The organism is Bacillus sp. FSL K6-1106 (genome assembly GCF_038005245.1).
Taxonomy (GTDB): Bacteria; Bacillota; Bacilli; order Bacillales; family Bacillaceae; genus Bacillus; species Bacillus altitudinis.
In genome coordinates this window covers 43,208-56,808 of sequence record NZ_JBBOSV010000001.1, presented here as the reverse complement: position 1 = coordinate 56,808, position 13,601 = coordinate 43,208, and the positions used below count along the sequence as shown (strand labels likewise).

Annotated in this window: 19 protein-coding genes, 1 riboswitch and 1 other annotated feature; of the genes, 5 read left to right on the top strand and 14 right to left on the bottom strand. The window is 41.1% G+C overall.

Annotated elements, in window-relative coordinates; all coding sequences use genetic code 11:
* Positions 1-37 precede the first annotated feature (37 nt).
* Positions 38-508 (top strand): nucleoside deaminase, encoded by a 471-nt coding sequence (locus MHI20_RS00320; protein ID WP_008346184.1) that lies wholly within the window; start codon positions 38-40, stop codon positions 506-508.
* 76 nt (positions 509-584) lie between these two features.
* Here the strand turns inward: MHI20_RS00320 and MHI20_RS00315 are convergent, their stop codons facing one another.
* Positions 585-1,001 carry an organic hydroperoxide resistance protein gene (locus MHI20_RS00315; protein WP_340936235.1) on the bottom strand — a complete coding sequence of 139 codons (417 nt, stop codon included), beginning with the start codon at positions 999-1,001 and terminating at the stop codon, positions 585-587.
* Positions 1,002-1,162: 161 nt separating this feature from the next.
* Here MHI20_RS00315 and MHI20_RS00310 point away from each other — a divergent pair, with 161 nt between their 5' ends.
* Positions 1,163-1,609: a MarR family winged helix-turn-helix transcriptional regulator gene (locus tag MHI20_RS00310; RefSeq protein WP_024719627.1), complete on the top strand. Its 447-nt coding sequence runs from the start codon at positions 1,163-1,165 to the stop codon at positions 1,607-1,609.
* Positions 1,610-1,642: 33 nt separating this feature from the next.
* Here the strand turns inward: MHI20_RS00310 and MHI20_RS00305 are convergent, their stop codons facing one another.
* From MHI20_RS00305 to purU, 6 genes are all read right to left on the bottom strand, one after another.
* The gene (locus MHI20_RS00305; protein WP_007498801.1) at positions 1,643-2,071 is read right to left on the bottom strand and encodes an organic hydroperoxide resistance protein; all 429 of its coding nucleotides are present in this window, start codon (positions 2,069-2,071) and stop codon (positions 1,643-1,645) included.
* Between the two features lie 176 nt (positions 2,072-2,247).
* On the bottom strand, positions 2,248-2,382 hold the full coding sequence (locus MHI20_RS00300) for a hypothetical protein (RefSeq protein WP_008346190.1): 135 nt from the start codon (positions 2,380-2,382) through the stop codon (positions 2,248-2,250).
* Positions 2,372-3,508, bottom strand: a complete 1,137-nt coding sequence (locus MHI20_RS00295) for a Rap family tetratricopeptide repeat protein (protein WP_024719625.1) — start codon at positions 3,506-3,508, stop codon at positions 2,372-2,374. The genes MHI20_RS00300 and MHI20_RS00295 overlap by 11 nt, the downstream gene beginning before the upstream one ends.
* Before the next feature lie 124 nt (positions 3,509-3,632).
* A complete protein-coding gene (locus MHI20_RS00290) occupies positions 3,633-4,880 on the bottom strand; it encodes a glutamate-5-semialdehyde dehydrogenase (RefSeq protein WP_041092333.1) in 1,248 nt (415 codons plus the stop codon).
* A gap of 12 nt (positions 4,881-4,892) precedes the next feature.
* Complete coding sequence (proB, locus tag MHI20_RS00285; RefSeq protein WP_061420873.1) at positions 4,893-5,990, bottom strand: glutamate 5-kinase; 1,098 nt, start codon at positions 5,988-5,990, stop codon at positions 4,893-4,895.
* Between the two features lie 56 nt (positions 5,991-6,046).
* Positions 6,047-6,266, bottom strand: a binding site (T-box leader).
* 43 nt (positions 6,267-6,309) lie between these two features.
* Positions 6,310-7,212: a formyltetrahydrofolate deformylase gene (gene purU / locus MHI20_RS00280; protein WP_340936225.1), complete on the bottom strand. Its 903-nt coding sequence runs from the start codon at positions 7,210-7,212 to the stop codon at positions 6,310-6,312.
* A 163-nt stretch (positions 7,213-7,375) separates the two neighbouring features.
* Between purU and MHI20_RS00275 the strand changes: the two genes are divergently transcribed.
* The gene (locus MHI20_RS00275) at positions 7,376-7,561 is read left to right on the top strand and encodes a hypothetical protein (protein ID WP_017359125.1); all 186 of its coding nucleotides are present in this window, start codon (positions 7,376-7,378) and stop codon (positions 7,559-7,561) included.
* A gap of 33 nt (positions 7,562-7,594) precedes the next feature.
* Here the strand turns inward: MHI20_RS00275 and MHI20_RS00270 are convergent, their stop codons facing one another.
* Both MHI20_RS00270 and MHI20_RS00265 read right to left on the bottom strand, forming a co-directional pair.
* On the bottom strand, positions 7,595-7,909 hold the full coding sequence (locus MHI20_RS00270) for a DMT family transporter (protein ID WP_017367096.1): 315 nt from the start codon (positions 7,907-7,909) through the stop codon (positions 7,595-7,597).
* A complete protein-coding gene (locus MHI20_RS00265; protein WP_024719620.1) occupies positions 7,906-8,235 on the bottom strand; it encodes a DMT family transporter in 330 nt (109 codons plus the stop codon). Before MHI20_RS00265 ends, MHI20_RS00270 begins: the two co-directional genes overlap by 4 nt.
* Before the next feature lie 66 nt (positions 8,236-8,301).
* A riboswitch (guanidine-I (ykkC/yxkD leader) is annotated at positions 8,302-8,411 on the bottom strand.
* A 199-nt stretch (positions 8,412-8,610) separates the two neighbouring features.
* On the opposite strand from MHI20_RS00265, the gene MHI20_RS00260 reads away from it, so the two are divergent.
* The gene (locus MHI20_RS00260) at positions 8,611-9,654 is read left to right on the top strand and encodes a bifunctional transcriptional activator/DNA repair enzyme AdaA (protein ID WP_029575425.1); all 1,044 of its coding nucleotides are present in this window, start codon (positions 8,611-8,613) and stop codon (positions 9,652-9,654) included.
* 18 nt (positions 9,655-9,672) lie between these two features.
* On the opposite strand, the gene MHI20_RS00255 is transcribed toward MHI20_RS00260, so the two are convergent.
* From MHI20_RS00255 to MHI20_RS00235, 5 genes are all read right to left on the bottom strand, one after another.
* Positions 9,673-10,218, bottom strand: a complete 546-nt coding sequence (locus MHI20_RS00255; RefSeq protein WP_041507405.1) for a GNAT family N-acetyltransferase — start codon at positions 10,216-10,218, stop codon at positions 9,673-9,675.
* A 21-nt stretch (positions 10,219-10,239) separates the two neighbouring features.
* A complete protein-coding gene (locus tag MHI20_RS00250) occupies positions 10,240-10,728 on the bottom strand; it encodes a small multi-drug export protein (protein ID WP_007498817.1) in 489 nt (162 codons plus the stop codon).
* 110 nt (positions 10,729-10,838) lie between these two features.
* Complete coding sequence (locus MHI20_RS00245; protein WP_041507406.1) at positions 10,839-11,591, bottom strand: HAAS domain-containing protein; 753 nt, start codon at positions 11,589-11,591, stop codon at positions 10,839-10,841.
* 4 nt (positions 11,592-11,595) lie between these two features.
* Complete coding sequence (locus MHI20_RS00240) at positions 11,596-11,922, bottom strand: PadR family transcriptional regulator (protein ID WP_019743451.1); 327 nt, start codon at positions 11,920-11,922, stop codon at positions 11,596-11,598.
* Positions 11,923-12,036: 114 nt separating this feature from the next.
* Positions 12,037-12,558 (bottom strand): acyl-CoA thioesterase, encoded by a 522-nt coding sequence (locus MHI20_RS00235; protein WP_008346212.1) that lies wholly within the window; start codon positions 12,556-12,558, stop codon positions 12,037-12,039.
* A 179-nt stretch (positions 12,559-12,737) separates the two neighbouring features.
* Here MHI20_RS00235 and MHI20_RS00230 point away from each other — a divergent pair, with 179 nt between their 5' ends.
* A complete protein-coding gene (locus MHI20_RS00230) occupies positions 12,738-13,598 on the top strand; it encodes a dimethylarginine dimethylaminohydrolase family protein (protein WP_056407837.1) in 861 nt (286 codons plus the stop codon).
* The last annotated feature ends 3 nt before the right edge of the window (positions 13,599-13,601 follow it).

The window sequence follows — 13,601 nt, the reverse complement described above, 5'->3', positions numbered from 1 at the left end:
ATACTAGAGAAGTCAGTCGAACAAAGGGAGGAAGACAATGAATCACGAAGCTTTTTTACAACGCGCAATTGATCTTGCAGTAGAAGGAGTAAATAGTGGCACTGGCGGCCCTTTTGGAGCGGTCATTGTCAAAGACGGTCAGATTATTGCAGAGGGAAGCAACAATGTCACAACGAGTAATGATCCAACTGCACATGCAGAAGTGACAGCTATTCGAAAGGCGTGCCAAACACTACATACATACCAATTAGAAGACTGTATTTTGTATACAAGCTGTGAGCCTTGTCCAATGTGTCTTGGTGCTATTTATTGGGCTAGACCAAAGGCCGTATATTTTGCCGCTGGACACAAGGATGCAGCGACTTCTGGTTTTGATGACTCCTTTATTTATGAAGAAATCAATAAAGAATACGAATCAAGAAACATTCCATTTTACCAGCTGACCCTTCAAAAAACCCTTGCTCCATTTGAAGCATGGGACACATACGACAAAAAGAAAGAATATTAAAAAAAGACACCTGCTCCACAGCAGGTGTCAGTAGGTGCTTGAGAAAGGGCTAAATTTTAGCCCTTTTTTCTTTTCATTAGTCCGCCACTTCGAGCTCTACTTCGATGTTTCCTCTTGTTGCTTTTGAATATGGACAGAATTCATGTGCAGCCTCAACAAGCTCTTTCGCTTTGTCATGATCAAGCCCTTTAGCGGAAACAATCAGCTTCACGCCAAGTTTAAAACCGCCATTACTTTCATCTTTTAATAGACTGACATGTCCTTCTACTTCTGATTCAATTTCGACACCTTGCTTCTTGGCGACTTGTTCAAGCGCCCCTCCGAAGCAGGCCGCATAACCCGCTGCAAATAATTGTTCAGGATTCGTACCAGTTTCTCCATCTTTCTTTGCGTTTGGCATCACAATGTTGTGGTCAAGCACACCATCATCAGAACAAACATGTCCTGCTCTTCCGTGCTGTGCTTTTACTTTTGCAGTAAATAATGGTTTCATCTTGATCTCCTCCTTCTTCTACTTATACCTTTCACGTTCTATTCGTTGCTCAAACATTTATGGCACATTGAAGAATTTTTCATTTTTAGTCTGTATTTATTTTAAAAAGGAAGAAAATCTTATACAATGATAAGTATGACAAAAAATAGTTGGTGACAGATATGACAAATGAATTTGAACATATGAAGCTGGAAAATCAGCTTTGTTTCTTGTTATATGCAAGTTCAAGAGAAATGACGAAGCAATATAAACCATTATTAGAAGAGTTAAATATCACATACCCGCAATATTTGGCACTGCTTTTGTTATGGGAGCATGGGATATTAAATGTGAAAACAATGGGAGAGCTTTTATATTTAGACTCCGGTACACTCACACCTATGCTAAAACGAATGGAACAAAATGGACTCATCATCCGTGAACGTTCAAAAGAGGATGAGCGTTCGGTCCAAATTCGTTTAACAGAATACGGAGAAGCTTTACAAGAGAAGGCCACTTCGATTCCATTTCAAATGCTGTCTGGAACAGGCAGATCAGAAGAAGAGCTGAAAACACTTCGCGCTTCTTTACATGAGCTTTTGCAAAAATTAACACAATCAAAAGGCTGAGGGAATATTCCCTCAGCCTTTTTTTGATGTTTATTATTGAGCGACAGCTACTAATTCTACTTCAATGTTTCCTTGCGTTGCTTTTGAGTATGGGCAAACGCCGTGTGCTTTATGAACAAGTTCATCAAGTGCAGATTGCTCAATTCCAGTTCCTTTTACTTCTAATTTGACACCTAGTTTGAAACCGCCGTCTGAACTGTCTTTGATTAAGCTTACATGTGCCGTTACTTCACTTTCAAAACGGATACGCTCTTGTCTTGCGACCATTTGAAGGGCTGAATCAAAACATGCAGAATAGCCCGCTGCGAATAATTGCTCTGGATTCGTTGCTTTCTCAAGCTTTTTCGCTCTTGGCGTTCCTGGCATTGCTACATCATGCTCTAGTACACCATCTGTTGAAACAACCTTACCTTCTCTTCCTCCTACAGCTGATACCGTTGCAGTAAATAAAACTTCTGACATGGATATAACCCTCTTTCGCTCTATTAATATTTTCTACAATTGAATTGTACACAATCTAAATTCAAGAGTCAATGAAAAACACTCACTTTCATCTTTCCTCCATTTTTTATTTTTATGAATGTGCAACCTACGATGATTGAAGCGGTCAATAAAAAAAGCCCTTTAAAAAGGGCTTTTCAGATCGTGATATGCTGCGGATTCGGTTTTTCTAGCGTATGGTTTCTGTTATCGGGGTCGGCATTAGGTGATGTGATCCATAATGCCAAGATCGTGATGCTTGTACAGACGACTGCCCATTTTTTAAAATTCATATAAACAATCCCCTCTCTGAATATAGATACGAGCATGTTCCGCTTCCCCATAGAACATGGAAGATTTTTCATAATCCTCCATTTCATTATAATACTTTGCGGTGTCTAAAGCCAGCTCTTCTATATCTGGATATGCATAAGAAGATTCTAAAAAATGGAAAATCCGTTTAATATGCTCTGCATCTTGTCGTAAGTACAACGCTTCTAAAAAAATGGTCTTCTGAATATGAATGTCATCCTGCAGAGCTTCTGCTCGTTTCATACATTCTTCTCTGTAATATAATGCTTCATCGTTTTTACCTTGTTTGTATAAGATCTGAGCGGCTGTATAAAGAGGGTCTATCGATCGACGAAGATGATCAGATTGGTTTTGATCAAATAATGAAATGGATTCTTTCATTAAGTCGAGTGCGCGGTTCAAGTCTCCCATTCTGTAATAACTGTTGCCCATATTAAACAAAGAAGAAGCAATAAAACGCACATTCTGAAAGTCTCTTGACCTTGCAAGTGCTCTTTCGAGATGTGGCAATGCCTTTTCATGCCTTCTCATATCATCATAATTACCGGCTACAATAAATTCACACTGAATGGTACGAAGCGCATATAGTTCGTGCTGAATATAGACATCCAGCGCTAGTTTGGCATGGTGCATCGAAATGTGTGTTTGTTTCATGTGATAATATATTTCTGACATTTTAAAATGAAATTCTGCACGTTCAATATCGTCGGATACAAAAGAAAGCTTGTGCTCTGCCTTTTGATAGGACGATATGGCAGCAATGTACTCTCTCCGGCCGAACTCATACATGCCTCTGAAGAAATGATAGTAATATTCAAGCATGCCTGTGACATGCGTTTGATGCTCATCTATTTCTTTCGAAAGCTCGGAAAAGTTGGCGCGAAGCTTTCCTTCCTTTAATGGCTTTAAATAATCAAGCATGACCTCATGTCTGAATTCCATTAAAGAAAAATAGAGAAGCAAATTCTGATCTTCTTCCATTGAATCAAGAGAGGTGCGAATTTCCTGCTTTAACTGTTCTGCTTGTTCTGAATCAAATCTGCGGATTAATTCATACCACTTGTTGATTTTCACTCCAATATCCGAAGAGGGAATGATTTTCGCCATACGTTGCCTTCTCCAATCTTCTCAAAATATAAAACATTACCATATTTTATCATACTTGACCGAAGAAATACAAAAATGAAAGGAAAAAGAGAGCCTTGTGCGATAAGACTCTCTTTTGGATGGGTTATTCTCTTATTTGTCCTTGACCACGAATCACAAATTTTTCAGAGGTTAGGGCTGGCAGACCCATTGGTCCTCTAGCATGCAATTTTTGTGTGCTAATGCCGATTTCCGCTCCATAGCCAAATTCAAAGCCATCTGTAAACCGGGTAGATGCATTATGATACACAGCGGCAGCGTCAACGGCTGTTAAGAAAAGTGCCGCATGCTGCTCGTTTTCCGTAATGATCGCTTCAGAATGCTTAGAGCTATACATTTGAATATGCTGTATCGCCTCTTCCATGGTCTTGACGGTTTTAATACTGACAATCGGCGCTAAAAATTCCGTTTCAAAATCAGTGGTCGTCGCTAATGTGGCACTAGGTGCAAGTGCACATACTGCTTCATCGCCCCTTATTTCTACACCATGTGTCTGAAGTGCTTCAAAAAGCGAAGCGCCATGTTCTTTTGCCCATGTTTCATGAATGACAATGCTCTCAATGGCATTACAAACAGATGGTCTTTGTGTTTTCGCATTCAGAACAATTTGTTCAGCCATTTCTTTTTGGGCTGTTTCATCAATGTAAATATGACAATTCCCTGCACCCGTCTCAAGTACTGGAACAGTAGACTCTCTCACAACAAGATCAATTAAATGTTTCCCGCCTCGTGGAATAAGGACATCTAGATAGTCATTTAAAGTGAACAGGGTTTTAGCCGTCTCACGGCCTGTATCTTCAATCAATTGTACACTGTCTACGGGAATATCCGTTGGTTGCAGCGCTTCATGAATGACTTTCACAATCGCTTTATTACTATGAATGGCCGATGAACTTCCTCGAAGAATCACAGCATTTCCAGTTTTCAAGCAAAGAGTGGCCGCATCGACTGTCACGTTTGGTCTTGCTTCGTAAATCATCCCAACCGTTCCAAGAGGCACACGTACTTTTTCAATGAGAAGCCCGTTTTCTTTTTGAATGGTCTCTAATGTTTCACCAATTGGGTCTTTGAGCTGAATGAGTTGATGCGTAGCGTCTGCAATCGCTTCAATTCTCTCTTCTGTTAATGTAATTCTGTCGATCACAGATGGCGTGAACTCTTTGTCTATAGCCGCCTGAACATCTTTTTGGTTTTCGGCAATTAAATAAGCTGAAGATGCTTTTAATGCTTTTGCAATAGCGTCTAATGCAGCATTCTTTTGTTCAGTCGTTTTTAATAGCAGCTGATCTTTGGCTGCGCTTGCCTTTTTTGCTTTTTCTAGAACTTCATTCATCGTTTTCCCTCCTCAGTTTTGTACGTGCTGAACCCAGTGATCTCGGTGAATGACTTCAGGTTTTTCATAAGAAAGCTCATGACTTCGCATCCCTTTAATGCCAAGAAGCTCATCTGAATCATACAATGTTTGTCCTTTACCGACTAATCCGTTTGGACCAACAACTTCGACGACCTCTCCTTTAGAAAATTCACCAGCTACATCAATGACACCAGCTGGAAGAAGACTCCTTCCATTATGCAAAATCGCCGCCTCTGCCCCCGCATCAATCATGATCTTCCCAGAGACTGGTGAGTGGAATTGAATCCATTGGCGACGGTTATTGACTGATGATAAGTCTTGTTCACCAATATATGTGCCGTCCCCCTGACCAGCGAGAATGTGAAGAAGCTTGTCTTCCCCTGTACCTGTGCCAATGAAGACTTTAACGCCAAGGGAGAGAGCTGTTTGTGCAGCTGAAAGCTTAGATTTCATCCCGCCTGTTCCAACCTTTGAACCCGTACTCTTCGCATATGAGAACAATTCATCTGAAATGTGAGTCAGCACATCAAACCGCTTCGCATCAGGATTCTCACTTGGATTGGCATCATAAATTCCGTTGATATCTGTTAAAATGATCAATTGGTCTGCATGAATTAAGCCACTGACCAGTGCTGACAGCATGTCATTATCACCAAAGGTAAGCTCTTCGATGGACACAGAGTCATTTTCATTAATGATCGGTAAAATTTTTCTTTCGAGCAGTTCCATCATCGTTGCGTAAGCATTTCGATATCTTGTACGATCTGAAAAGTCATTACGTGTTAAAAGCATTTGTGCAGGCGTCATCTGAAACTGTGAAAATAGTTCTGTATATTTCTGCATTAACAAGCCTTGACCAACAGCAGCAGCAGCCTGCTTCCCTTTTAAGGTCACAGGTCTTGACGGATATCCTAAACTGCCAAATCCCGCCGCAACGGCACCTGACGAAATGAGAATGATTTCATGCCCTGCCTCTTTTAGCTTTGCGATGGCTTTGACATGATCCTGCATTTTGTGTTCATCAATGGCTCCCTTTTGCTCTGTTAATGAACTGCTACCAATTTTTATGACGATCCTTTGCTTTTTCATCATTGATTCCCTCCGCTATACCTTTCACCACATAAAAAATCCCTTTTTCTCCTTATGTAAAGGACGAAAAAGGGATTTTCCGTGGTACCACCTTCATTGAATAAGCATACGTCTGCTTATTCCACTCAACTCCTGTAACGCCAGGCATGCGCTTAGATTTTTCCTCTAAGGCTCAAAGGGTAGGTTCAGCAGCTGTCTGCGGCAAATGTTTCAGCGTGTCATTTGCTCTCTTTTACACAGCAGGTCCTGCTTACTATTCCTTCTCAACGCTCGTTAATTTTTTTATATTATCACCAATTGCTTCAGAAAAGTCAAGCGGTCAATTAAACACAATCGTTTTATTCTCATGAACAATGATTCGATCTTCCAGATGCCATTTGACAGCTCGGGCAAGCACACTGCGCTCAATCGTGCGGCCAATATTTTTTAATGCCTCTGCATCATCTCTATGATCTACCCGCTCAATATCCTGTTCAATGATTGGCCCTTCGTCTAAATCATTTGTCACGTAATGAGAAGTCGCACCAATCAGTTTAACCCCTCGCTCATATGCACGCTTGTAAGGGTTAGCCCCTATAAAAGCCGGCAGGAAGGAATGATGAATATTAATGATTTTGTTCGGGTGCTGTTCAATAAAGGCTGGCGTCAAAATTTGCATGTATCTCGCAAGCACAACCGCATCAATATCATATTCTTCTAATAATGCAAGTTGTTGTTTTTCTGCATCTTGGCGAATGTCTTTATTTGCTTTCACGAAGTGGAATGGAATGCCGAGTGCTTCGACTATATCTTTTGCCGTTTCATGATTGCTGATGACAACCGCTATTTCAGCCATTAAATTACCGCTTTGCCATTCCCATAAAAGTTCATGTAAACAATGAAGCTCTTTGGACACAAAGATCGCCAGCTTTTTCAGATCACTTGCACGCGACATGCTCCATGTCATGTGAAATGATTGCGCAATTGGCTCAAAACTGCTTTTCAATTGATCTAAGTTGGCCGAAATGTCTTTCCAATCAAATTCAATTCTTAAAAAGAACCGGCCGCTCTCATGATCTGTTGTGTATTGACTAGATTCAATGATGTTTGCTCCATGTTCAAATAAAAAAGTAGAAACAGCTGACACAATACCAGGCTGATCCGGGCAGCTGACTAAAAGCCTTCCTTTTTGCTCATGCTTTTGTCTGTGTAATTCAAGTTTCTCTGTAATCAATGTTCTCATGTCTTATGACCTCATTTACATTTTTCATTCTAATGAAATATTATACTGGACTGGAAAGAGAAAAAGCAATTAAGCGTCGTGTTTTTTATTGAATATTCATTCAATTCTGCACCTGGCGTGATATAATATGGATAGACCTTTTATCACAAAAGGAGTGATGGAGATGAAAAACATGACTTTGTTTGGTAAAGTGAGCTTTTGGCTCGGCATCGTATGTCTAATCACGGGCATTTATCTATTTATGACCGGAGAAAGACTCATTCCTTTACTTACATTTGGTGTATGTTTTCTGCTTGTGAGTCAGCTTTACCGCAAAAATGAAAACGATTCCAATCATCATTCGATGTAGCAAAAAGGCTGGCACATGTTTGCCAGCCTTTTCTTATTCAATGATTTTTAACCCGACCGCTGCTGATAAAATCAGTGCGATAAAGAAAATACGTTTTGCGTCTTTCGACTCACCATAAAACAGCATCCCAACAATCGCTCCTCCAGCTGCTCCGATTCCTGTCCAAATCGCATACGCCGTTCCCATCGGAATTGTATTCATCGCAAGAGACAGCATCAGAAAGGAAAGCGAAAAGCCAGCTGCTATGAAGAAAATCCATTTGACATGGCGATCTTTCTGGAATTGATTCATCATGGTGACACAAAGCATTTCTAAGATGCCTGCCCCAATGAGTAAAAGCCAGCTCACGATTCAGCCTCCCCTTTCTTTTCACCTGTGGTCAATTTGAGTCCTAATACACCGCTTAAAAGCACCATGATCAAAAGTAATTTTACTAGCTGTACCGGCTCACCCATGACCATCCCTACTATGACCGTACCGGCTGTTCCAAGTCCGGTGAAAACGGCATAAAGTGTGCCAACTGGAAGTACAGTCGTGGCTTTCAGGAGTAAATAAAAGCTGACAACAATACAAACGATGGTTGCACTCCATTCCAATATAGAGCCAGCATATTTCAACCCCATCACCCAGCCGACTTCAAATACGGCTGCAATCAAAACATTTCCCCATTTCATTCGATCTCTTCCTTTCTTACCGATTCCAAGCAATAAAAAAAGCCCGGAAATCGATCGTTTGATCAAATCTCCCGGGCTTTTATCCCTCCGTGTCCATACGGTCTATTGTCTAGACCCTATGTGTTTTCTCTCGGTCCAGACTGCGCTGCCCGCACGGAACCCTAGAAAACCAATTCATGATAATCAGATCTAGCGTAGAGCCGATTCTGTATGAAAAAGTGTATCACACCCTGATATGCCGGTCTACCACTTTGCTTTTTCCCTTCAAATATACTTGTTCATTTTTCGAAAGAAAGTGGATGAAAGCGAAGTATACTAAATGATAGAAAGAGGAACGACCACATCACTGATATAATAAAACAAGAGGTGGATCAAATGATGATGACCGACGAACAAAAACACGAATTTTATCAAGCACTTGTTGATAAGAATCCGCAATATGACGGCACGTTTTTTGCTGGTATTAAAACAACCGGCATCTTCTGCCATGCCACGTGCACTGCTAGAAAACCAAAATATGAGAACTGCGAGTTTTTCTTTACAGCAGAGGAGGCGCTGCTTGCAGGGTATCGGCCGTGTAAGCGATGCACGCCTTTAACATATCCTAACAGCATTCCAGAAGAAGTCAAAACACTTGTATCAGCAGTTGAAGAGAGTCCTGAGAAACGGTGGAAAGAAGAAGATTTTCGCCAATTAGGGATTCACTCTGCAACAGCTCGGAGAAAATTCAAAGAAATCTATGGAATGACCTTTGTTCAATATGCTAGATCACGCCGAATGGGGCTAGCGTTTAAAGAGATTCTAAACGGAAAAAAAGTCATTGATCAGCAAGTCACCTTCGGTTACGAGTCTTCCAGTGCCTTCAATGATGCCTTTACGAAAATCATGGGGAATCCACCCAAAAAGGCGCAAGTCAATATTTTGCATGCGAATTTTATTTCTACTCCGATTGGGCGGATGATGAGCATTTCAGATGCAACCCATGTGTATTTGCTTGAATTTATGGACAGGCGAGGATTAGAAAGAGAAATTGAGAACATCAGAAAAAAACATCATGCCCGTATTTTAGTTGGAGAAACAAACGTCCATCAGCAATTAGCAAAGGAATTGGCCTTATATTTTGAAAAGAAACTCACGCAGTTTACTGTGCCACTTTCTATACATGGCACCCCTTTTCAGAAAAGGGTATGGGATCTTCTATTACAGATTCCGCCAGGCGAAACGAGATCGTATCGAGATCTTGCCATCATGCTTGGCGATCCCCATTTGGTTCGGGCAGTTGGAAATGCAAATGGTGCCAATCAGTTGGCCATCATCATTCCTTGTCACCGAGTCATTCAAACAAGCGGTGAACTTGGCGGATATGGCGGGGGAATCGAACGAAAGAAATATTTACTTCAGTTAGAACAGCGTCTATAAAAGAAAAAGCGGCTCTCCTTATGATTCAAGCGAGCCGCTTTTTCCGTCACGAGTAACACTGTAAACATCAATCATTTGATCCCATTTTGAAATAGTTTTTTCTTTTTTCATCCCCATTTTCATTGCGACCTTGACTGACGCTTCATTGTCAGGGCGAATTAAGCTGACCATTCGCCTCACCTTCATTTCGTCAAAACCATACGCAAGACAGCCTTTTGCGGCCTCAACAGCATATCCTTTTCCCCATGCCGATCTCTTTAGCATATAGCCAATTTCAAGCTCTGTTTGTCCTTCGACGTTTTGGAGAACAATTCCGCTTTGACCAAGTGGCTCCTTCGTTTCTTTTTCTTCAATGATCCACAGGGACGTATGAAATGTGCGGTCATTCTTTTGATTCCAAGCAATCCACTCTTTTGTCTGCTTTTCATCCTTTAGTGAAGGATAATACTTCATGACCTCTTCATCTTGGAACAGCTTTTCATATAAAAAAGGCGCATCGTCTTCATCCATTGTTCTCAGTCTGAGGCGCTCTGTTTCAAGCACGATCCGTGTTTGATGTGTCATTTGTTATCCTCTCTCCCCTGCTTACTTGCTAAAAATATCTCCGAACAACCCATTTGAATCTGGGGCAAAGTAATGGAACCCCGCACCCGTTAAACTAGCAGCTAATGCGGTCCACATGATTAAACTGACCGTCATCCACACAGTGACTTGTTTTCTTTTCGTACCGAAGCTCATACACATAAAAGCCGCTAAATGACTGCCAATAATAAAAGGACCAATAAGTGCCAGACCAGGGAGACCGTACCGTTCCCAAACCTTTCTGGCTTTCAACTGTTTTTTCTCTCCTTTTTCATCATGTTTCTCCTCTTTCCTCTTCAGCCACCACGCTTTAAATCGGTCCACGAAGACGATGAGTAGCAAGACGGTAAGAAAATTGCCGACGAATCCAATAACTGCCGTTGTCACAGGATGCAGACCACTTAAAATCCCCAGCGGAACGACACCAACCACTTCAAAGAAAGGTAAAGCAGCCAATATAAAAACGAGTACATACCCCCATACAATATCCAATCACAGAACCCCTTTTCATTTTTGTCCTCTTCTCATTGTAAAGAAAAATGTGATCCCATATCTACATTTTTTTAGAAAAAGAAAAGCACATCGCAAGTGATGTGCTCTATCTACATTAAATGTTCATTTTTCTTGTTTGTTTTCCGTAAAAAAGCGATTGTGAGCAAGATTAAAATGACAATGGATACCAGACTTGTGAAAAGAAGCATGAGAGGTGATGTCCATCCAAGCCATTCGAATAGGAGTTGCGGTCCAAAGAAGATCAACGGAATGAGCGACATCATATTCGCCTTTAATATGGCATTCAATAAGACAATACACAGCAGCAACAGAAGAATGACGCCCCATCTTTGGCTCGAGGTCAGCACAAGTAAAGGAGTACCAAGTTTTTGGTCCAATAATTTCACTGTGATCAAGGCTGTCATCTGAAAAACACCTAATATCCAAAAGTAAAAGAATGCCCTCCTGCTTGTTTGAAAGGCAGAAGCCCTAAACATCACAATGGTCATGATCACATTGGCCACTATGATTAGCGGATAACCAATGAGTGCATACCAAGAATATGATAAACTTTGACTGATGGCATCTGCTAACATCATGTAAAAAAGAGATCCAATTAAAAAAGCACTGACAAACGGAACCCAGTCTTTATGATTTCTAGAGAGCTCTTTCGCTAGCTCGTCAGCAAAGCCCCGTGGATCTCCGCCAAATACATCTTCCCCTGTTTTCCCATCTTTCTCAGCTTCGACAGCGTGTGTCGTTAATTCATCCATCACTTCGTCGATCTCGTCCTGATTTTTCCCTTTTGATATGAGATAGAGTTGCAGCTCTAATAAGATGTGTCTCGTTTCTTTTGTTACCATCTTCTCACTTCCCTTTATGTAATAATCGCTCTACATTCCCTGACAGCTCATTCCATCGCATGGTAAAATCCGTCAGCGCTTCTTCGCCTCTTTGTGTGAGCGTATAGTATTTCCTTTTCGGCCCACTCGCCGATGCTTTTGTGGACGTACTGACCAGCTGTTCTTTTTGCATGCGCAGCAAGATCGGATAAATACTACCTTCACTAATTTGATCAAACCCATAGTGAGCAAGCTTCTTTGTCATTTCATAGCCATAAATTTCACCTTCAGAAATAATCGACAGCAGGCATCCCTCTAAAATTCCTTTTAGCATTTGTGTTGATTGTGTCATCATCGATCCTCCGCTTTCAGTACCTTGCATGACAAGATAGTTTGATCTTACCACACACTATCTTGCCATGCAAGATACCGACTCAGAAAAAAATCACCGCTTAAAGGGTGATTTTTACGCCCAAGGCTTATCCGTCCCAAGTGCGTCAGCCAAAGCTTTACTATGCTTCCGGCGGCTTTTTCTTTCCTCTGCCCGCTGCTTCGCTGTTTGATGAAGCATGATTTCTTCCTCTGTTTCCGGCATGACTTGTGGAACTCGTTTTGGCTTCCCGTTTTCATCAAGCGAGACAAAGGTAAGAAATGAAGTTGCTGCGAGTCTGCGCTCTCCAGACATCAAGTTTTCCTTAATGACTTTGACGAATACTTCCATAGAAGATGTGCCGACCCATGTCACATAAGATTCTAAGCAGACGGACTCTTTCTGTCCAATCGGCTCTAAAAAATCAACTGAATCCATTGATGCGGTGACTGTTTCACTACGGCTGTGTCTTGCTGCCGAGATGGAAGCAATGTCATCTATATAACTCATTAATTTCCCGCCAAATAACGTTTGGTGGTTATTCGTATCGAGGGGGAATACCCTGCTGGTTTTCACAACTTTTGATTCCTTGCAGTATTTGAAATTTTCTTCACTCATCGTCATAGCTCCTTCTTGCTGTTTTCGTTGATGCGGAACGACTTTTATTAAACACTATTCTATTAGGTTTGTCTAAACTTTTTGCTTTAGTCTCTCATGAGAGATTTTCTTTCGGAAATGTTTCAACATTTACTAGAAGGAGGAATAATATAACTATCGATAAACAAGGAGGCCCTTTGATGGATTCTATGAAATCAGAGAAAGTGTATAAAACGCCGCAATGTATGAGTGAATATGATGATTTACAAGAAGTCCTCTTATGCAGTCCAATTTATATGGAAATTAAACAGATCATCAATGAAACCCAAAAGCATTTTGCAAGAGAAAATATTTCTCAAATCAAAGCCCTCACGCAGCATAAACAATTCATCCAAACGCTGAAAAACCATCATGTCCGGCCTGTCCTTCTTCCTGCAAATGAACGTTTCCCTGAACAAGTCTTCACTCGGGATATTGGGTTTACAATTGGACAGACTTTATTTGTTTCAAACATGGCAGCCCCTGTCAGACAAGGAGAAGAACATTCCTTAAAAGAATGGGCACAGACAAAAGGATGGACAACCATCACGCTGGATGATGGAACGATTGAAGGCGGCGATGTGCTTGTAGACCAAACCCGGGTATTTGTGGGGATCAGCAAAAGAACAAATCTAGCCGCCATCCAGCAGCTCAAAAAAGAACTGCCGAATCACGACATCATTCCTATTCATCTTCCTTCTCACATTTTGCATCTTGATTGTGTGATGAATATTCTTTCTCATCATGAGATCTTGATTTACCCTGAAGCTTTTACGGAAAAGGATCTTCATATGCTCAAAAAGCATTATGATCTCATTGAAATAAGTGAGCAAGAGCAGTTCACACTTGGACCAAATGTGTTGTCCATTGGTCAGAAAAAAGTCATCAGCTTACCAATCAACCAAGAAACAAATGCTGCATTAACAGCCCACGGCTACACCGTCATTGAAGTAGATTTTTCAGAAATCATTAAATCCGGCGGCTCTTTTAGATGCTGTACATTACCTATTAGGCGTTCATAAAAG